At 58.7% G+C, this 18,133-nt stretch carries 19 protein-coding genes; 6 read left to right on the forward strand and 13 right to left on the reverse strand.

The window, feature by feature from the left end:
• Positions 1–69: 69 nt before the first annotated feature.
• Positions 70–1,371 carry a phosphate regulon sensor histidine kinase PhoR gene (gene phoR, locus OYW20_RS00635; RefSeq protein ID WP_268798826.1) on the reverse strand — a complete coding sequence of 434 codons (1,302 nt, stop codon included), beginning with the start codon at positions 1,369–1,371 and terminating at the stop codon, positions 70–72.
• 54 nt (positions 1,372–1,425) lie between these two features.
• On the reverse strand, positions 1,426–2,115 hold the full coding sequence (gene phoB, locus OYW20_RS00640) for a phosphate regulon transcriptional regulator PhoB (RefSeq protein ID WP_259100891.1): 690 nt from the start codon (positions 2,113–2,115) through the stop codon (positions 1,426–1,428).
• A gap of 173 nt (positions 2,116–2,288) precedes the next feature.
• Between phoB and OYW20_RS00645 the strand changes: the two genes are divergently transcribed.
• The gene (locus OYW20_RS00645) at positions 2,289–2,669 is read left to right on the forward strand and encodes a COG4315 family predicted lipoprotein (RefSeq protein ID WP_268798827.1); all 381 of its coding nucleotides are present in this window, start codon (positions 2,289–2,291) and stop codon (positions 2,667–2,669) included.
• 37 nt (positions 2,670–2,706) lie between these two features.
• On the opposite strand, the gene ubiA is transcribed toward OYW20_RS00645, so the two are convergent.
• Both ubiA and OYW20_RS00655 read right to left on the reverse strand, forming a co-directional pair.
• Complete coding sequence (gene ubiA / locus OYW20_RS00650; RefSeq protein WP_268798828.1) at positions 2,707–3,597, reverse strand: 4-hydroxybenzoate octaprenyltransferase; 891 nt, start codon at positions 3,595–3,597, stop codon at positions 2,707–2,709.
• On the reverse strand, positions 3,597–4,172 hold the full coding sequence (locus OYW20_RS00655) for a chorismate--pyruvate lyase family protein (RefSeq protein ID WP_268801239.1): 576 nt from the start codon (positions 4,170–4,172) through the stop codon (positions 3,597–3,599). The genes ubiA and OYW20_RS00655 overlap by 1 nt, the downstream gene beginning before the upstream one ends.
• A gap of 212 nt (positions 4,173–4,384) precedes the next feature.
• On the opposite strand from OYW20_RS00655, the gene OYW20_RS00660 reads away from it, so the two are divergent.
• The 4 genes from OYW20_RS00660 (at position 4,385) to OYW20_RS00675 (ending at position 6,837) form a co-directional block, all read left to right on the forward strand.
• Entirely contained in the window at positions 4,385–4,552 is a 168-nt protein-coding gene (locus OYW20_RS00660; RefSeq protein ID WP_002555879.1) for a rubredoxin, read from the forward strand.
• Positions 4,553–4,586: 34 nt separating this feature from the next.
• The gene (locus OYW20_RS00665; protein WP_268798829.1) at positions 4,587–5,735 is read left to right on the forward strand and encodes an NAD(P)/FAD-dependent oxidoreductase; all 1,149 of its coding nucleotides are present in this window, start codon (positions 4,587–4,589) and stop codon (positions 5,733–5,735) included.
• A gap of 189 nt (positions 5,736–5,924) precedes the next feature.
• Positions 5,925–6,254 carry an HU family DNA-binding protein gene (locus OYW20_RS00670; RefSeq protein ID WP_268798830.1) on the forward strand — a complete coding sequence of 110 codons (330 nt, stop codon included), beginning with the start codon at positions 5,925–5,927 and terminating at the stop codon, positions 6,252–6,254.
• Positions 6,255–6,462: 208 nt separating this feature from the next.
• Positions 6,463–6,837 (forward strand): SCP2 sterol-binding domain-containing protein, encoded by a 375-nt coding sequence (locus tag OYW20_RS00675; protein WP_268798831.1) that lies wholly within the window; start codon positions 6,463–6,465, stop codon positions 6,835–6,837.
• A gap of 53 nt (positions 6,838–6,890) precedes the next feature.
• Here OYW20_RS00675 and OYW20_RS00680 read toward each other — a convergent pair whose 3' ends face one another.
• The 6 genes from OYW20_RS00680 to exbB all read right to left on the reverse strand — a co-directional run bounded on the left by OYW20_RS00680 (position 6,891) and on the right by exbB (position 13,610).
• A complete protein-coding gene (locus OYW20_RS00680) occupies positions 6,891–8,285 on the reverse strand; it encodes an HDOD domain-containing protein (RefSeq protein WP_268798832.1) in 1,395 nt (464 codons plus the stop codon).
• Positions 8,286–8,372: 87 nt separating this feature from the next.
• A complete protein-coding gene (gene recG / locus OYW20_RS00685; RefSeq protein WP_268798833.1) occupies positions 8,373–10,448 on the reverse strand; it encodes an ATP-dependent DNA helicase RecG in 2,076 nt (691 codons plus the stop codon).
• Between the two features lie 9 nt (positions 10,449–10,457).
• Positions 10,458–11,381, reverse strand: coding sequence for a hydrogen peroxide-inducible genes activator (locus OYW20_RS00690; protein WP_268798834.1), 924 nt, complete (start codon positions 11,379–11,381; stop codon positions 10,458–10,460).
• Positions 11,382–11,472: 91 nt separating this feature from the next.
• The gene (locus OYW20_RS00695; protein ID WP_268798835.1) at positions 11,473–12,216 is read right to left on the reverse strand and encodes an energy transducer TonB; all 744 of its coding nucleotides are present in this window, start codon (positions 12,214–12,216) and stop codon (positions 11,473–11,475) included.
• A complete protein-coding gene (gene exbD / locus OYW20_RS00700) occupies positions 12,213–12,638 on the reverse strand; it encodes a TonB system transport protein ExbD (protein WP_268798836.1) in 426 nt (141 codons plus the stop codon). The genes OYW20_RS00695 and exbD overlap by 4 nt, the downstream gene beginning before the upstream one ends.
• Before the next feature lie 3 nt (positions 12,639–12,641).
• The gene (gene exbB, locus OYW20_RS00705; protein ID WP_268798837.1) at positions 12,642–13,610 is read right to left on the reverse strand and encodes a tonB-system energizer ExbB; all 969 of its coding nucleotides are present in this window, start codon (positions 13,608–13,610) and stop codon (positions 12,642–12,644) included.
• A 212-nt stretch (positions 13,611–13,822) separates the two neighbouring features.
• Between exbB and OYW20_RS00710 the strand changes: the two genes are divergently transcribed.
• The gene (locus tag OYW20_RS00710) at positions 13,823–14,680 is read left to right on the forward strand and encodes an SDR family oxidoreductase (protein WP_268798838.1); all 858 of its coding nucleotides are present in this window, start codon (positions 13,823–13,825) and stop codon (positions 14,678–14,680) included.
• Positions 14,681–14,782: 102 nt separating this feature from the next.
• Here OYW20_RS00710 and OYW20_RS00715 read toward each other — a convergent pair whose 3' ends face one another.
• Genes OYW20_RS00715 through spoT form a run of 3 tightly spaced genes read right to left on the reverse strand, consistent with a single transcriptional unit; the run spans position 14,783 to position 18,096 of the window.
• The gene (locus OYW20_RS00715; protein WP_268798839.1) at positions 14,783–15,520 is read right to left on the reverse strand and encodes a hypothetical protein; all 738 of its coding nucleotides are present in this window, start codon (positions 15,518–15,520) and stop codon (positions 14,783–14,785) included.
• 60 nt (positions 15,521–15,580) lie between these two features.
• Positions 15,581–15,961, reverse strand: coding sequence for a RidA family protein (locus OYW20_RS00720; protein ID WP_268798840.1), 381 nt, complete (start codon positions 15,959–15,961; stop codon positions 15,581–15,583).
• A 26-nt stretch (positions 15,962–15,987) separates the two neighbouring features.
• Positions 15,988–18,096, reverse strand: coding sequence for a bifunctional GTP diphosphokinase/guanosine-3',5'-bis pyrophosphate 3'-pyrophosphohydrolase (spoT, locus tag OYW20_RS00725; RefSeq protein WP_268798841.1), 2,109 nt, complete (start codon positions 18,094–18,096; stop codon positions 15,988–15,990).
• Between the last annotated feature and the right edge of the window lie 37 nt (positions 18,097–18,133).

Below are 18,133 nucleotides of genomic sequence, written 5' to 3' on the forward strand. Positions count from 1 at the left end.
AAAAGAGGGCGCAGCCGCCCGGTAACAGGGGCGCAAGAGGCGCAATTTAGCGGCTATCCGCCAGCTTTGCTAGGGCTTGGTCATCTGGATCGGTGGGAAGTTGCAGATAAACACGCTGCCCTTGCCCATCACGCTGTTGATCTCAAGCGCGGCCCGGTGACGCAACAGCACGTGTTTGACGATTGCCAGGCCCAGCCCGGTGCCGCCGGTGTTGGACGCACGACTGGAATCGACGCGGTAGAAGCGTTCGGTCAGACGTGGCAGGTGCTTGCTGTCGATACCGAGCCCGTTGTCCTGAACGCTCAAATGCGCGCCGCGAGAGTCGGTCCACCAGCGAATGCGGATATTGCCGTCTGCTGGCGTGTATTTGACGGCGTTGAAGATGAGGTTGGAAAACGCGCTACGCAGCTCAGGCTCGCTGCCTTTGAGGCTGGTCTCGCTGTCGATTTCCAGCGTGATCTGTTGGTTCTTGTTGCCGGACAACTCCTGAGCGTCGTTGGTGATGCTGCGCAATAGCGCGGAGACTTCCACGGGCTGGTTGTCGGACGGGTAATCCGTCGCCTCAAGCTTTGCCAGCAGCAACAGATCGTTGAGCAGCGTCTGCATGCGCCCGCCTTGCTGGTGCATCTGTTGCAGCGCCCGGCCCCAGCGTGGATTGACCTCTTCAACGTTATCGAGCAGCGTTTCCAGATAGCCACAAATTACCGTCAACGGCGTGCGTAGCTCATGGGAAACGTTGGCGACGAAGTCTTTGCGCATCTGTTCCAGCTGGTGAATGCGCGTAACGTCGCGCACGAGCATCAAATGCTCGTTGTTGCCGTAGCGGGTGATCAACAGCTGGATGCGCAGGCGATCACTGGCAGGCGAGGGGATTTCCAGTGGCTCGGTGTAGTTGTTTTGCTCGAAGTATTCTTTGAAACGCGGATGGCGCACCAGGTTCGTGACCGGCTGGCCGCTGTCCTGAGGTGTCTTGAGGCCCAGCAAGGTTTCAGCGGCGCGGTTCCACCATTCAAGGTTGCCCTCGCTGTCGAGCATGATCACCGCATCACGGAGCGCTGCGGTGGACTCCTGAACCCTGTCGATAACCGCCTGCAAGCGCCCGCGCACGCGCATGTCGCGTCGCTGCAGGTGATAAATACTGTCGAATACCTCGCCCCACAACCCATAGCCGTCAGGCGGTGGTTCGTCGGCTTTGTGATGGCGCAGCCAGTCGTGCAGGCGCAGCAACTGCTTCAACGTCCAGGCCAGATACAACGCCAGCCCGATGGCCAGACACCAGCCGTAGTGCCCGCTGATCAAGCCCGCCAGCAGTGAGCCCGTGACCAAGAACAGCAGATGGCGAATCAGCGTGCCGTGCCAGTTGTGATTCAATTAAAACGCGTCCTTGTCCTGAGCAAACTGTCGGCAGCCGCCCCAAATGCTTGTTCAGCTTTTGGTAGAAAAGCGATAGCCGGTGCCGCGCACGGTTTGTACCAGATTCTCGTAGGCATCGCCGAGGGCTTTGCGCAGGCGGCGGATGTGAACATCAACGGTGCGCTCCTCGACATAGACGTTGCCACCCCAGACCTGATCGAGCAATTGCCCGCGAGTGTAAGCGCGTTCCTGGTGGGTCATGAAAAATTGCAGCAGGCGGTATTCGGTAGGGCCCATTTCAGCGGGTTTGCCATCGATGGTTACGCGGTGGCTAATGGGGTCGAGCAGCAGGCCGCCTACTTCGATTGGCGATTCACCATCGGTCGGGCCTGCACGGCGCAGCACAGCCTTGAGGCGGGCGACCAGTTCACGCGGGGAGAAGGGTTTGGTGATGTAGTCATCGGCGCCGACTTCAAGGCCCTGAATCTTGTTGTCCTCTTCGCCTTTGGCCGTGAGCATGATGATCGGGATGTCCCCCGTCAGCTCGTCACGTTTGAGTCTGCGGGCCAACTCGATGCCAGAAGTGCCAGGCAGCATCCAGTCAAGCAGGATCAGATCCGGTTTGCGATCAACGATGATGGCGTGAGCTTGTTGCGAATTCTCAGCCTCCATGCAGTCGTAGCCGGCCATTTCCAATGCAACGGCGATCATTTCGCGAATCGGTGCTTCGTCGTCAACGATCAGAATGCTCCTGCCAGCCATGCCTAGAACCTCTTGTCATTTAACTGTCTTGGGGCGCATTAGATAACGGAATTATTGCAGTCGTGTGACAGGTTTCTGAGTCGCTGGCGGGAAAGCCTGATGTAGCGCTAAGCTTGAGGTCTTGTCCTACAACAAAGTTGTCCCACAACGACTACAAAAAGAGGATTCATCTGATGGCTAAGTTTTCATCTTCCCTTCTTGGTCTGCTTGCTGCCGCAGCGCTTGCATCGTCTGGCATGGCGTTCGCCGCAGAACCTGCCATGACCAAGGACGGCATGCTGGTCGACCATAAAGGCATGACGCTTTACACCTTCGACAAAGATACCTCAGCCGGTAAGTCGGTTTGCAACGATCAATGTGCAACCAACTGGCCGCCGCTTACGGCATCCAGTTCCGACAAGTCTGTCGGGGACTGGACCGTCATCAAGCGTGACGACGGCGCATCACAGTGGGTTTACAAAGGCAAAGCGCTGTACACCTTCAAAAACGACAAGGCGGCTGGCGACAAAAGTGGCGATGGCAAAGGTGACGTCTGGCACATCGCTAAACCCTAAGCTCCTCAACCACTGATACGTGTGCGCTGGCCGGTGGTCAGCGCATTGCGTAGTCCAGGACGATCCCGACAAAAATCGCCAGCCCCGCCCAATGGTTATGCAAAAACGCCTTGAAGCAGACTTGAGGCTCGCGGTTGCGGGTTGACCAGAATTGCCAGGCGAAACATGCCGCCGCCACCAGCAGTCCCATCAAGAAGTACAGACCCAACTCAAAGCGTGCCCCGGCCAGCATCAGGCAGCCGAGCGCCAGGCATTGCAAGGTAATGATGATGACTCGATCCGCATCGCCGAACAGCACGGCAGTGGACTTGACGCCGATCTTCAAATCGTCTTCGCGGTCTGTCATCGCGTAATACGTGTCGTAACCCACCGTCCACAACAGATTGGCGATGTACAACAGCCAGGCGGCGGCAGGCAAGTCGCCGGTCTGCGCCGTGAAAGCCATCGGCATACCCCACGAAAACGCTGCCCCCAGCACCACCTGCGGGTAATACGTATAACGCTTCATGAAGGGATAGCAGGCCGCCAGCGCCAGCCCTCCGAACGACAGCCAGATGGTGGTTGCGTTGGTCAGCAGCACCAGCAAAAAGCTTAAACCCACCAGAATGGCGAACAGCACCAGCGCCTCTTTACTGCTGACTTTGCCGCTCACCAATGGGCGTTGTTCGGTGCGTTTGACGTGGCCGTCCACTTTGCGGTCGGCGAAGTCGTTGATCACGCAGCCCGCAGCGCGCATCAGGATCACGCCGACCACGAAGATCGATACATTGGCCAGTGACGGTGAACCTTTGCCGGCAATCCACAGCGCCCACAAGGTTGGCCACAGCAGCAGATAAATACCGATGGGCTTGTCGACGCGGGTCAATTGCACGAAGTCCCATGCGCGAGGGTTCAGCCGGTTCAGGGATTTGAGTAGCGAAACGTACATCAGCGGGGCTCCGCAACGAAGGGGGCAGCGAGTTCGATGGCGTGCCACAGCGTAGGCAGGAAGACTTCGGCGACCAGAATGCTCAAGCCTGAGCGGGTGAAGCATGAGCGACGAGCCCACAAGCCGTCTTGTGCACTATCGGCGGGCAACGAGGCTGCCGGATAGCGAGAGACTTGTAGCGGTCCGCGGATAAAAGCCTTGTCGCTGAACAGCAGTTCGCCAAGCGAGCGGGTGCCCAGTTTGTCCATGTGCAAGCCGTCCAGCTCCAGTGCGCTGCGAGCGGCAACGCTGCGCGCGAAGACCCAGGTTTCCCCATTGCCGCGCAGATACACTTCCCTGACCCAGCCTTCACTGCCTTCGGGCAGTTCAAGCGCCGTGCATTCATCCGGGCGCAATGTTTGCCAGCCTTCGTGCAGCGGCATGACGCTGAAGCCGTTATTGGATAAGCGGCTAAGGCGACGGGTCAGCGAGTCTTCGTTGAAGAGCCAATCGAGAATCACAGGCTCGGGCGTGTCGGTCATCTGATCGCGCAGACGCCAGTTTTGGGACGCAAATGCAGGATTTTGCTGGATCACGGTGAGCATTTATTGGCAGCAATCGAGGCGCCGAGCTTAGCACGATTGGCCGTTTTCACTGACCAATGCGCCAGAGCCTTTGCGTCGATGAGGCTTGCGTCAAAGCCCTGCGATCAGTAAAACGCCCTGACCCAGTTAATAATCAGGCGGCGCCGCAAACAGACTGGGCGCGTATCGCCGCCTGAGTTCATAAAGCCTGAGAGAACCGACCGATGAAGAAGTGGCAATGTATTGTCTGTGGCCTGATTTACAACGAAGCCGATGGTTGGCCGGATGACGGCATTGCGCCCGGCACCTTGTGGCAGGACGTACCTGAAGATTGGCTATGCCCGGATTGTGGCGTCGGCAAAATGGATTTCGAGATGATCGAAATCGGCTGATGCGTCACACCTTTTCATTATTCAGGAGAAACGAATGAACGCACCTGTCGTGATCATCGGCACCGGCCTTGCGGGTTACAACCTCGCTCGGGAATTTCGCAAGCTCGATGGCGAGACGCCGCTGCTGCTGATTACCGCTGACGATGGGCGTTCGTACTCCAAGCCGATGCTGTCCACCGGGTTTGGCAAGAACAAGGATGCCGATGGCCTGAGCATGGCTGAGCCAGGCACGATGGCCGAGCAACTCAAGGCCCAGGTGCGCACGCACACGCGTATCAGCGGCATTGACCCGGGCCACAAAAGGCTCTGGATTGGCGAAGAATCTGTGCCTTATCGTGATTTGATTCTGGCGTGGGGCGCAGAAACGGTGCGTGTGCCGATAGAAGGCGACGCCAGTGATGCCATCTTCCCGATCAATGACCTGGAAGATTACGCGCGCTTTCGCCTGGCAGCGGCTGGCAAGCGTCGGGTGCTGATACTGGGCGCGGGCCTGATTGGATGCGAGTTTGCCAACGACCTGATACTGGGCGGTTACGAGGTTGATCTGGTGGCCCCGTGCGAGCAAGTCATGCCTACGTTGCTGCCCACTGCGGTGGCGACGGCAGTGCAGGCCGGACTCGAAAGCATCGGTGCCCGGTTTCACCTCGGCCCTTTGGTGACACGCCTGTCACGCGTTGAACAAGGGCTTGAAGCCCATTTGTCTGACGGCCAGGTGCTGGCTTGCGATGTGGTGTTGTCGGCCATCGGCCTGCGCCCACGAATGGATCTTGCGGCAGCGGCAGGCCTGGAAACCGGCCGTGGCATCGTCGTTGATCGTCATCTGAAGACCTCTCATGCCAACATCTTTGCGCTGGGCGATTGTGCCGAAGTGGATGGCCTGAACATGTTGTACGTGATGCCTCTGATGACATGCGCCCGGGCATTGGCGCAAACCCTGGCGGGCACGCCTGCTGCGGTGAAGTACGGGCCCATGCCTATCACTGTCAAAACGCCGGCGTGCCCATTGGTGGTTTCGCCGCCGCCCAAAGGCACTGAAGGCGTTTGGAGTATTGAAGGGCAAGGCGCGGACATCAAGGCGCTGTGCCACGACGATGCCGGAAACCTGCTCGGCTATGCGCTCACCGGTGCAGCTGTCATGGAAAAGCTGGCACTGAACAAGACATTGCCGGCTTTGCTGGCTTAAATACCGGTCGTTCTGTCGGATAAGCCGCGATTTTGTTCTCAGAAACGTCTGGCACGTACTGGCGCAGCTCTCGGCAGCGTGCCATCCTCATTCGCGTCAGCCGCACCGTAGAGCCGTTGCGGCGCCTGCTCGCTGCTCAGGACGAGTAGCACGGCACATAACAACAAAAAACCGTAAAAGAGGCTTCATATGCGTAAACCAGATCTCGCAGCCGCCATCGCTGAAAAAGCAGACCTCACCAAAGAACAAGCCAATCGCGTACTCAACGCGGTCCTGGAAGAAATCACGGGTGCCTTGCACCGCAAAGACACTGTAACCCTCGTAGGTTTTGGTACTTTCCTGCAGCGTCATCGCGGTGCACGGACAGGCAAAAACCCGCAAACGGGTGAGCCGGTGAAGATCAAGGCAAGCAACACGGTGGCGTTCAAACCGGGTAAGTTTTTGAAAGACAGCGTCAATCCGGTAAAAGAAAAAGAAACAGCACCGAAAGCCGCCAAAGCTGCCAAGGCCGCTAAATAAGTTCGACGCCTTAGCGGGAGGCGCAGAGCAAAAAAATGGGCATATCAACGCGTGTTGAATGCCCTTTTTTTCGTCTGTGGTTTGAGCCTGCGCAAGGATCTATGTCGCCATTTGCGACCGACTGGTTCTACGTGCGACTGCCTGATACAAGCCCGCTACACTGCGATTCGGTCGCGACATCCAGACTGATCAGCTGAGAGCTTTGGGCATGAAATTTCGTTTTTTATTGTGGGCGCTCGGGTTGCTGATGGCCCGCGCCAGTCGCAACAATCCTGCGTTTCAACAGCAGCTATCGGGCAAAGACCTGACCTTTCAACTGCAGACATTTGACGGCAAAGTTGCTCGGCATTTCATCGTCAGAAACCAGCGAATCAGCAGCCACGGCGGCGTTGTACCGGAGCCGGCGTTCTCCATAGCCTTCAAGGACGCCGCGTACGGCTTCGCCACGTTGCAGGCGAAAAACAAGCAACTGGCCTTCATGCAGGGCGTTCAGGACAAAAACATTCAGGTCAAAGGCAACACCGGCCTGGTGATGTGGTTTCAGGGCCTGATGAAGTACCTGAAGCCGAGAAAGAAGAAATAGATGACCGCAGGATAAACTCCCTGCCCGGGAGGGATCCTGCGGCCTACTGGCTGTCAGTGAAACTGCGCAGCCAGTTCCCGCAGTAGAGTTTCTGCTTCGAGCACTTTGTGCACCACGTCATCGGCTTTTTCGCGTGGCAATTCCAGGCGCTCGAACAGCTCGTCCGGAATGTCTTCAGCCGGGCCAGAGCCAATGCCTTGATTCTTCAGCAGGCCCACCGCCAGAAAAACCAGATTCGCGTAGGCCGCGTGTTCACGGTCGTAATGCGGGTCGTGCTGGAAGCGCAGTGCGGTGGACAGTTCTTCCGGCATGTCCCAGTTACGCATCAGCCACGAGCCGATCTGCTCACGTGTGATGCCCAGCAAATGCTGCTCGACAAAGCTGTGATGCAGGTGCGGATTGACCTCGATCTGCCGGCAGATCAACGAGAAATGCGGCGGAAACACGTGAGCCAGCAGCAGATAGCCGAAGTTATGCAGCAGACCGGCCAGGTAGGTCAGGCCACTCTCAGGACGCTTTGCCCGCGGCATTGCCCGCGTCAGCCCCTCGATCACAGCGGCCGTGTAGATGGACTGCTGCCAGTATGGCGTCGACTGTTGCGGATGATCCTTCGGCAGACTCAGGGTTTTACCAAGCGCCAGGCCAAGTGCGAGGTTGATGACCAGATCGAACCCCAGTACCCGCACGATCGCATCTTCTACAGAACGAATCTTCCCGGCAGAGCCGTAATAGGGCGATGACGCCCAACTGACCACTTGAGCGGCCAGTGACGGATCGGTCTCGACCACGCCAGTAATGTCGTCGATGGTTGCGTCGGGATCAACACGCAGTTTGATGATTTTTTGCGCAGTGTCAGCCAGCGGCGGGATCTCGACTGTTGCTTCAAGACGCTGTTGGATGCGCCGGGCGGTGAAGTCCTGCATTGCCTTGCTGATCTCCTGACGGTCATCGTCCGGACGGTGCAGGTTCGGCTGAATCGCAGTCACAGGCTCGCCAAAGCGTGCCGCACTGGCTTTGCTCAGCATGCTCCTGAAGTCGTCGCTGGAAATCTCCAGCAGCACGCCTGGTTCGCCCGAGTCGATAAGCAGCAGGGGCTCTTGCAGCATGCGTTCTTCGTACAGGCAGGGACAACTGGTCAAAGCGGGGAGCGCCGGCAGGACGCGCAGGTTGTGTTTTTCCAGCATCTGCTCAATGCGCTCCTGAGACACCGCTGTCAGTTTGCGCCCGGTTAATTCAGTGATCCGGCTCAGGTCCAGCAAGTGACTTTGCGGGAACAGAATCAGCAGCGCCCCGACAGAGTCGTCCACCAGAACCGCTTGAACCTTCTGTGCCATAGGGATGTGTTTATCGGCCATGACTTCGCGGCAATTGATGGCCAATTTGCCAAGCAGCTGCCGTACGACAGACGAGGCGCGAGTGGTGGGGTCGACGTGGGCAACTTCTGTCATGGTCTGGATCCAAGTTCCTACAATCGTTGGAGTATAACCAGCTTAGTTACGATGAGGGTGTGGCAGTCATGGATTGCGCTGACTGCTTCACACTTGACCGTACTGCTGGCCATGTCGCAGCCACCGTTCCAGCAATGGGCTGACGTGCTTCGGCCATCGTTCGAGCAGCGCCTGGGCGGCGTCCCTGACAGCAGGTAACAAATCTGCATCTCGCATCAGGTCTGCGACCTTGAATTGAAGCAGGCCGGTTTGCCGTGTGCCGAGCATTTCCCCAGGGCCGCGAAGCTCCAGATCTTTTTCCGCGATCACGAAGCCGTCGTTGGTTTCACGCATGATGCCCAGCCGCTGGCGGCCAATTTGCGACAGCGGCGGGTGGTAGAGCAGCACGCAATGGCTCGCCGCGCTGCCTCGCCCGACACGCCCGCGCAACTGGTGCAACTGCGCGAGGCCCAGCCGCTCGGGGTTCTCAATGATCATCAGGCTGGCATTGGGCACGTCAACCCCCACTTCAATAACCGTGGTTGCCACCAGCAGTTGCAGCGCGCCCTGTTTGAACTCGGCCATTACCGCAGCTTTTTCAGCGGGTTTCATACGGCCATGAATCAAGCCCACACGCAGCTCGCCGAGGGCGCTGGTCAACTCTTCAAAACTGGTTTCGGCGGCTTGGCAGGTCAGCTCTTCGGACTCCTCGATCAGGGTGCATACCCAGTACGCCTGACGGCCTTCCGCACACGCGTTACGCACCCGTTCGACCACTTCGATGCGGCGGCTGTCGACCACCAGCACGGTGTTGACCGGTGTCCGGCCGGGCGGCAGTTCATCAAGGATCGAGGTGTCCAGGTCTGCGTACGCGCTCATGGCCAGCGTTCGCGGAATCGGCGTTGCGGTCATGATCAACTGATGAGGGCACATTCGTCCGCCGACGCCTTTTTTGCGCAGCGCCAGACGTTGCTGCACGCCGAAGCGATGCTGTTCGTCGATGATCACCAACGCGAGATTCTTGAACTGCACTTCATCCTGAAACAGCGCGTGGGTGCCCACGACCATCTGTGTGCCGGTGGCGATCTGCTCCAGCGAGGTGGCGCGCGCCTTGCCCTTGAGCTTGCCCGCGAGCCAGGCGGTCTCGATGCCCAGCGGCTCCAGCCAGCGTTTGAAGTTGATGTAATGCTGCTCGGCCAGAATCTCGGTCGGCGCCATCAGCGCCACTTGATAGCCTGCCTCAAGGGCCTGCAGCGCAGCCAGCGCGGCGACCACAGTTTTACCGGCGCCCACATCGCCCTGAATCAGGCGCAGCATGGGTTCGTGTTGACTGAGGTCGTATGCAATTTCGTTACCCACCCGCTGTTGTGCACCCGTCGGCGGGAATCCGAGATTGGCGAGAAACTGCTTGGGCAGCTTTTTGGCAGGGGGCAATGCAGGCGCCCGTTGCGAGCGCAGGCTTTCACGCAGGCGCTGCTGGGACAATTGATGAGTCAGCAGTTCCTCGAACGCCAGCCGGTGCTGCGCCCAGTGATGACCCAGCGCCAGCTCCTCAACATCGGCATCGGCGGGGGGATGGTGCAAATAACGAATGGCTTCGTCGAGCGGTGCCAGTTGGTAATCGCGGGCCAGCTCTTCGGGCAGCCAATCGGGAAGGCTTTTGGGGCCGAGCATCGACAGGCTCTGCTGGCACAGCTGGCGCAGGCGCTGCTGAGTCAGGCCTTCGGTCGTCGGGTAGATTGGCGTGAGCGTCACGTCCACCGGGGGCGGTTCATCGCCCGTCAGCGCGCGGTACTCAGGGTGATAGATTTCAAGCCCTGACGCACCGGGACGTGCCTCGCCATAGCAGCGAACGTGGGTGCCACGTTTCAGGCTGTCCTTCTGCGCGTTGCTGAAATGGTAGAAACGCAGACTCAGTACGCCGGTGCCATCGCCAAGCCGCACCAACAGGCTGCGGCGCTTTCCCATCACCACATCGGCGCCGCTGACCACGCCCTCGATCACCGCATCCTGCCCAGGGCGCAGTTGGCCAATGGGCACGACGCGGGTTCGGTCCTGATAGCGCAGCGGCAGATGAAAAAGCACGTCCTGAATGTTTTCCAGGCCGACCTTTGCCAGCTTTTCAGCCATGGCCTCGCCGACGCCCTTGAGCGCCGTCACCGAGACGTGTGACAGCTCCGTCATACTGCCTGCTTAACTCGCTTGTGCTTTAGGTTTGGCAACCGAGCACAGACGAATGGAATCGGCAAGAATTTCGATGGCTTTGGGACGGGGGAAGCTCGCACGCCAGGCGATCGCAACTGTGCGGAACGGCACCGGTGGAGACAGTGGACGCACTTCAATGACGCCGGGCGCGTAGTGATGGCTGTCGACTGCGGACATCGGCAGGATCGAAACACCCAGTCCCGAAGCCACCATGTGGCGGATGGTTTCCAGCGAGCTTGACTCAACCGTTGTGTGTTTTGCGCTGTCCCCGCCTTTGACAAGCGTTGGGCATGCTTCAAGCACCTGATCGCGGAAGCAATGGCCTTCACCAAGCAGCAGCAGGCTCTTGTCGTTGAGCGCCGAGGCGTCAATGGTGGCTTTCTGCGTCCAGGGATGATCGGCAGGCATCAGGACATAGAAAGGTTCGTCGTATAGCTGCAGCGTCAAAACGTCGGCTTCGTTGAACGGCAGCGCGATGATGATCGCGTCGAGCTCCCCGTTGCGCAGCTTGTCGCGCAATACGTGGGTGAAATTCTCTTCGATGTACAACGGCATTTGCGGGGCGACCCGATGCAGTTGTGGAATCAGGTGCGGGAACAGATAAGGCCCTACGGTATAGATTGCGCCGACCTTGAGAGGAGCAGTGAGCTGATTCTTCCCGGTTTGGGCCAGTTCACGAATGCCTTGGGCCTGTTCGAGCACTTTTTGTGCCTGAGCCACGATGCCCTCGCCAACCGGCGTAAGACGTACAGCACTCTTGCTGCGCTCGAAAATCAGCACGCCGAGTTCATCTTCCAGCTTTTTGACGCCCACCGACAAGGTAGGCTGGCTCACATGGCAGCGCTCGGCCGCGTGGCCAAAGTGCTGCTCTTGAGCGAGGGTAACGATGTAGCGCAATTCTGTAAGGGTCATAACGTGCGTCCATTAAGCTGCGGCCCCAGCATAGCGGGTGCAATCGATAGACGCACGTTATCAGCCCAATCGGTTTAACAAAATCAAGGTTTCAGCGTTTATCCAGCGAGTAAACGAACGGTGCGACCACTTCTAACGAGCCATTGTTGAGCAATTCGGCCGGAGGCTTGGGCAGCGGCTGCGCTCGACGAATCATTTCAAGCGTGGCGCGATCCAGTGCTGCACTGCCCGATCCCCCCGCAATTTCGTAAGAAAGTACGTTGCCGTCCTTGTCGACCACGAAGCGCAAGCGGCTGATGCCTTGGGTGCCGCGCCGACGCGCATCTTCCGGATAGCGCTTGAATTTGCTCAAGTGACGCAACAGATCGCCCTGCCAGTTGGGCAATGCATTGCTCGGCGGTGCAGGAGGCGCCGCTTGTGGCGCTGCTGATTTCTCCGGCTTGGCGTTGGAAGGAGGCGTGTCTACCGGCTTTTCGTCAGCTGGCTTTTCTTCCTTCGGTGGCTCGATCTTTTTTACCGGCTTGGGTGGTTGGGGCTTGGGCTTGGGCTTGACCGGTTTGGGAATCGCGATTTCCGGTTTTGGCGCTTCGGCAATCGGCGGGATCGGTAGCGGCTCTTCAGGCGCTGGAGGCTGTGGCGGCTGCACCACCTTTGGCGGTGGCGGGGGCGCAGGCTCGGGAATGGGTGCCAACTCGACCATCATCGCCGCCGGTGGTAGCTCGATGGCCTGCGAAGTGGGCCAGCGCAAGGCGACGATGATCGCAATGGCATGGACCGCCAGCACCAACAACAGACTACCGCTATAGCGCGTCAGTTTTTGGCGCCTACTGATCATTTCTTACCAACCGTCTCAAGACCGACCAGCCCGACTTTCAAATACCCGGCACTGCGCAGCGCGTTCATGACTTCCATCAGATCGCCGTAATCCACGCCTTTGTCGGCCTGGAAGAAGATCGTCGTGTCTTTTTTGCCTTTGGTCTTGGCGTCGAGCGTTGGACCGATCAGCTCGCGTGCGACTTTCTCGTCGCCCAGGTACAGGCTTTGGTCAGCCTTGACGCTGAGGAACACCGGTTTCTCGGGTCGCGGTGCAGGTTTTGCCGTGGAAGCAGGCAGGTCGACCTTGATGTCTACGGTTGCCAGCGGGGCTGCCACCATGAAGATGATCAGCAGGACCAGCATCACGTCGATGAACGGCGTGACGTTGATTTCGTGGTTTTCGACGAGATCATCGCCGCCTTCGTTCAGATGCAGGCCCATGGTTTACCCCATTTTTACCATGTGCGGCGTCTGGCTACGCTCAGCAACAGGTTGGTGATCCAGATCACGGCTGACCAGCAGCAGCACATGTGCGGAGGCGTCGGACACCTGCGCTTTGTAGCCTGCAATCGAGCGGGCGAAGACGTTATAGATGACAACGGCCGGAATCGCTGCAACCAGACCCAGCGCGGTCGCCAGCAAGGCCTCGGCGATGCCGGGCGCTACGACTGCAAGGTTGGTGGTCTGGGTTTTGGCGATGCCGATGAAGCTGTTCATGATGCCCCACACGGTGCCGAACAGACCCACGAAGGGCGCGGTAGAGCCGATCGTGGCGAGCACGCCGGTGCCCATGCTCATGTTGCGGCCACACGCGGCCACCAGCCTTTCGAGGCGGAAGCTCACACGCTCTTTGATACCTTCGCGTTCGCGGCTGTTAACCGACAGGCGCATTTCTTCGAGCGCGTCATGCACCAGCAGATTGGCCAGGGTGCCTTGTTTGCTGGCGCTGGCACTGGCTTCGTCCAGCGTGCGGGCTTTCTTCAGATTGGCGATTTCACCCCGCAGACGGCGCTTGGCGCCCAGCAGTTCGAAGCCTTTGGATATCCAGATAGTCCAGGTGATGATCGAGGCAATTGCCAGACCGATCATCACGGCCTTGACCACGACATCCGCGTTTTTGTACATGCCCCACGGCGACAGGTCGTGGGACATGCCCAGACTATTCTCCTCGGGCGCAGCTTCCATTGACTCGGCTGGAGCGGCAGGCGCTTGAACGGGAGGGGCGGCGGCGGTGTCAATCGGTGTAGAAGTCGGCGCCGCTGATTGTACAGAGGTGGGTTGCGTTGGCGCGGTGGCATCTGCCAGAGCGACCGGTGTCAGCATCAGGCTGAACAGCATTGCTGCGATACCGCGCATTGCACGAGGCAGGTGTGGAAGCTTGATAGGTGAAGCGGGGGCTGGGATAGGTATCATGCTGACCGGACCTGAGGTGAAAAATAGGTGTTCGTTCTCGAGACGTCGCGCTGGCGCGAGGCGAGCGGAGGAGAACAAAGGGCCAGCATTATTGCAAGTAATTCTCGTTAACGAAAGTAACAGAGTTTCTTTTTTTCTTTCAATCGCGTCTCGCCGGTCAGTTGTACGGCCTGTTTACGCGATCGGAACCCCATCTGATCTGGAGATTTAACATGGCGGCCCCTCGCGTTTTGATCGCCGGTTGCGGCGATATCGGCAGTCGCTTGGCTTTGCAGTTGCTGCCGCATGGCTGGACTGTTTACGGGCTACGCCGCTCGATTGAGCGTCTGCCGGAGCATGTCGTTGGCGTCAGTGCAGACCTTTTCGACACCCGGATGCCTGCACAGTGGCCCGCGGGTGAGATCGATTATCTGGTGTACTGCGCGACGCCCACCGACCGCGATGAAGCCGGCTATAGGGCGGCTTATGTAGATGGGTTGCGTCACGTGATTGACTGGACCCATCGCAGTGGTCAGCGGCCAAAACGTCTGATCTTTGTCTCCAGCAGCAGCGTCTACGGCCAGCAGCAGGGAGAGTGGGTGGATGAAAGCTCGCCGACGCTGGCCAGCGGGTTTTCCGGTGAAATAATGCTTGAGGCCGAGCAAGTCGCACTTAATAGCGGGTTTGCAGCAAGCGTGGTCAGGCTGACCGGCATCTACGGGCCGGGCCGCAGCGACTTGATGAACCGAGTGCGTCAGGGCTACAGCGTGGCAATCAACCCGCCTTTATATGGCAACCGGATACACGCCGACGATGCGGCTGGGCTTTTGGCGTTTCTGCTGCAGGCGGATGAGCAAGGCGTTGCGCTGGAAGACTGCTACATCGGCGTGGACGATGCGCCTGATCCGTTGTCTGACGTGGTGCAATGGATGCGCCAACGATTGGGCGTAACCGAGTGGTCTGAAGAGACCAGCATACGCCGCGCCGGGAGCAAGCGTTGCAGCAACACGCTCGCCAAAGCCGTGGGCTGGACGTTGCGTTATCCGAGTTATCGGGAAGGGTATGAGGCGATGTTGAAGGCTGAGGCGTGAGCGCCTGACCGACCTTGTAGAAGCGCACTTGCCAGGAAGGCCCGTCGTACGGACCTCACTCATCGCGGCAAGCGCGCTCTAAAAGCTATGAAGCGCAGTCAATCAGTTCTTCTGCAACACCCACTGGCTGGCGCCAGGACGCAGATCTGGCATTTCATCAGCTTTGGCGTTGTTCACTGCCTGGAAAATTTCCAGCTGATTACCACTGCGAACGAATATCCAAGGGTTGCCCTGCTCGTTCTTTTCAAGCCACATGCTGTCGTATTCGCCACTCATGGCTGCACAGTCGCCAGCCAGGCATAGCGCATAACGGTCATTGCCCGGCAGGCCGGACACGCTGCCATCAGGCTGGAATTCAACCACGCCGCCTTGCCCCTCGCCTTGGACGATGGACCATTTGCCGCCTAGGTAGGCACTGTAAAGACCGCGTTCGAAGCTGGTCCCTGGCTGAGCGCCGGCAGGTGCGGCTTCCTTCGGTGCTTTGAAGCGCTGCTCGGGGCCGGAGTCGGTGGCGGTCTGGACCAATGCGTCTCCTTTGAGCGTCAAGTCTTCAAAAGAATTGCCATAAAAGTCGATGCGCAACTTGCCGTCGGCGGCGCTGACAATCTTGCCTTCACTGAGCTCAAAGCCGTTCGACGCGATTGCCTTGCCGCCCTTGGTGTCGATGTTCCACTCAAGATTCGGCCCGTGGGCAAGCAAGGCCTGACGCAGGTTTCCGCCTTCAGCGGCTGCATCGATGGCTGTCTGGTTGATCCAGGCCCCGTCAGGACTAGGGTTGGAATGGCTGGCGCAGCCGCTCAAAAGTGCGGCCAGCAGCGAGAGGGCGAACGCAACGCGCATAAGCGGAGTCCTTCCTTTTCTCAGAGGGGGTGGCGGAACGCAAAGCGCTCCGCGAGGGATTTACTCGATAACGAGAATGGCGTCCATCTCAACCATGGCGCCTTTGGGCAAAGCCGCTACACCAATCGCCGCGCGAGCAGGGTAAGGCTGTTCAAAATACTTGCCCATGATCTCGTTGACCTTGGCAAAGTGACTCAGGTCCGTCAGGAAGATGTTCAGCTTGACGATGTCCTTAAATGAGCCGCCGGCCGCTTCGGCAACCGACTTCAGGTTTTCAAACACCTGAACGGTCTGGGCTTCGAAGCCTTCAACCAGTTCCATGGTCTTTGGATCGAGTGGGATCTGTCCGGACATGTAGACAGTGTTGCCAGCTTTGATTGCCTGAGAGTACGTGCCGATGGCAGCAGGCGCTTTATCGCTGGTAATGACGGTCTTGCTCATGAAGAACTCCTGTTAACGGGGGGTGGCTACGCGCGCATGCGGGTGATGCGGATCACGCCGGTGAGGGCGCGTAGTTTCTTGATCACGCGGGCCAGGTGTACGCGGTCGTGCACGCTGACCACCAGTTGGACCACGCTGATGCGGCCATCGCGCTCATCCATACTGATTTTTTCAATGTTGCCGTCCGCCGCGTTGACACTGCTGGCCAGCAGCGCGATCAGGCCGCGCTGGTGTTCCAGCTCGACACGCAGCTCGACGTTGAATTCGCCCGTGACATCCTTGGCCCAGGACAGCTGGATGCATTTTTCCGGATTGTGGCGCAGTTCGCTGATGTTTCGGCAATTGTCCAGATGCACCACCATGCCTTTGCCCGCAGACAGGTGCCCGACGATAGGATCGCCCGGGATAGGCGTGCAGCATTTGGCATAGCTGAGGACCAGCCCTTCAGTGCCGCGAATCGCCAGCGGACCTTGGGCGTTGGGCAGTTCTTCGCCTTCGGTGGCCAGCAACCTGCGGGCAACGACATACGCCATGCGATTACCCAGGCCGATGTCTTCGAGGAGGTCTTCAATGACCTCGACCCGGTACTCGGCAAGGATCAGTCCCACGCGCTCGGCGGGTACTTTCTCCAGGTTGGTTTCGAACCCGTTAAGCACCTTGTTCAACAGCCGCTCCCCCAGGCTGATGGACTCGGAGCGCCGTTGCAGCTTGAGCGCATGGCGGATATGCGTGCGCGCCTTACCGGTGACCACGAAGTTAAGCCAGGCAGGATTTGGCCGTGCGCCCGGGGCGCTGACAATTTCGACTGTGGAGCCGCTCTGCAGCGGTTCAGACAACGGCGCCAGTCGGCGGTTGATCCGGCAGGCGATGCAACTGTTGCCAACGTCGGTATGGACGGCGTAAGCAAAATCGACGGCCGTGGAGCCTTTGGGCAGCTCCATGATTCGTCCCTTGGGCGTGAACACATACACCTCGTCAGGGAACAGGTCGATCTTGACGCTTTCGATGAATTCCAGCGAGTTGCCGGCACGTTGCTGCATTTCCAGCACGCCTTTTACCCACTGGCGTGCGCGTGCGTGGGTGCCTTTTGGCTGCTCATCGCCGGACGACTTGTACAGCCAGTGTGCCGCAATCCCGTTATTGGCCATTTCTTCCATTTCGCGAGTGCGAATCTGGATTTCTATGGGCACGCCATGCATTCCGAACAGCGTCGTATGCAGCGACTGGTAGCCGTTGGCTTTAGGGATTGCGATGTAATCCTTGAAACGTCCAGGCAGCGGCTTGTACAAATTGTGTACAGCGCCAAGGACGCGATAGCAGGTGTCCACCTTGTCGACGATGATGCGGAACGCATAAACGTCCATGATCTCGTTGAATGCCCGACGCTTGCCGCGCATCTTTTTGTAGATGCCGTACAGGTGCTTCTGACGGCCGCTGACTTCGCCCTCGATCTCGTCGACTGCAAGGCAGTGGCTCAGAGATTCTTCGATCTTGTTAACCAGCTCTTTTCGATTGCCCCGTGCACGTTTGACGGCCTGGCCAATGCGCGAGGAGCGCATGGGGTACATCGCCTTGAAACCCAGGTCTTCGAATTCGATACGCACGCTGTGCATGCCCAAGCGGTTGGCGATGGGCGCATAGATTTCGAGGGTTTCTTTGGCGATGCGGCGGCGCTTTTCACCGGATAAGACTTCCAGTGTGCGCATGTTGTGCAGGCGGTCTGCGAGCTTGACCAGAATCACGCGGATATCGCGTGCCATGGCCATGGCCATCTTCTGGAAGTTTTCGGCCTGAGCTTCGGCTTTGGTTTCGAAGTTCATCTGGGTCAGTTTGCTGACGCCGTCGACCAGTTCGGCCACAGTTTCACCAAACTGCGCACAGAGCGCTTCTTTTGCGATGCCGGTGTCTTCGATCACGTCATGCAACATGGCGGCCATCAGGCTCTGATGGTCCATGTGCATGTCAGCAAGGATATTGGCCACCGCCAGTGGATGCGTGACGTAGGCTTCGCCGCTTCGACGGCGTTGGCCGTCGTGAGCCTGTTCGGCATAGAAATACGCCCGGCGAACCAGATTGACCTGGTCTTTGCCGAGGTAGGTCGAGAGGCGATCGGCGAGGGCGTCTATGCTCGGCATGGTGAGTATCCTCGCCGCTGACAGTGACCCTGCGCCG

Source organism: Pseudomonas sp. BSw22131 (genome assembly GCF_026810445.1).
GTDB lineage: Bacteria > Pseudomonadota > Gammaproteobacteria > Pseudomonadales > Pseudomonadaceae > Aquipseudomonas > Aquipseudomonas huanghezhanensis.

Bases quoted from the DNA above. Each gene is read 5' to 3' on its own strand.
- OYW20_RS00670 (WP_268798830.1), top strand. From the start codon at position 5,925: ATGCGTAAACCAGATCTCGCAGCCGCCATCGCTGAAAAAGCAGACCTC.
- spoT (WP_268798841.1), bottom strand. From the start codon at position 18,096: ATGCCGAGCATAGACGCCCTCGCCGATCGCCTCTCGACCTACCTCGGC.
- exbD (WP_268798836.1), bottom strand. From the start codon at position 12,638: ATGGGCCTGCATCTGAACGAAGGCGGCGATGATCTCGTCGAAAACCAC.
- OYW20_RS00665 (WP_268798829.1), top strand. From the start codon at position 4,587: ATGAACGCACCTGTCGTGATCATCGGCACCGGCCTTGCGGGTTACAAC.
- OYW20_RS00710 (WP_268798838.1), top strand. From the start codon at position 13,823: ATGGCGGCCCCTCGCGTTTTGATCGCCGGTTGCGGCGATATCGGCAGT.
- phoB (WP_259100891.1), bottom strand. From the start codon at position 2,115: ATGGCTGGCAGGAGCATTCTGATCGTTGACGACGAAGCACCGATTCGC.
- ubiA (WP_268798828.1), bottom strand. From the start codon at position 3,597: ATGTACGTTTCGCTACTCAAATCCCTGAACCGGCTGAACCCTCGCGCA.
- OYW20_RS00645 (WP_268798827.1), top strand. From the start codon at position 2,289: ATGGCTAAGTTTTCATCTTCCCTTCTTGGTCTGCTTGCTGCCGCAGCG.
- OYW20_RS00680 (WP_268798832.1), bottom strand. From the start codon at position 8,285: ATGACAGAAGTTGCCCACGTCGACCCCACCACTCGCGCCTCGTCTGTC.
- exbB (WP_268798837.1), bottom strand. From the start codon at position 13,610: ATGATACCTATCCCAGCCCCCGCTTCACCTATCAAGCTTCCACACCTG.
- OYW20_RS00660 (WP_002555879.1), top strand. From the start codon at position 4,385: ATGAAGAAGTGGCAATGTATTGTCTGTGGCCTGATTTACAACGAAGCC.
- recG (WP_268798833.1), bottom strand. From the start codon at position 10,448: ATGACGGAGCTGTCACACGTCTCGGTGACGGCGCTCAAGGGCGTCGGC.
- OYW20_RS00720 (WP_268798840.1), bottom strand. From the start codon at position 15,961: ATGAGCAAGACCGTCATTACCAGCGATAAAGCGCCTGCTGCCATCGGC.
- OYW20_RS00715 (WP_268798839.1), bottom strand. From the start codon at position 15,520: ATGCGCGTTGCGTTCGCCCTCTCGCTGCTGGCCGCACTTTTGAGCGGC.
- OYW20_RS00690 (WP_268798834.1), bottom strand. From the start codon at position 11,381: ATGACCCTTACAGAATTGCGCTACATCGTTACCCTCGCTCAAGAGCAG.
- OYW20_RS00695 (WP_268798835.1), bottom strand. From the start codon at position 12,216: ATGATCAGTAGGCGCCAAAAACTGACGCGCTATAGCGGTAGTCTGTTG.
- OYW20_RS00675 (WP_268798831.1), top strand. From the start codon at position 6,463: ATGAAATTTCGTTTTTTATTGTGGGCGCTCGGGTTGCTGATGGCCCGC.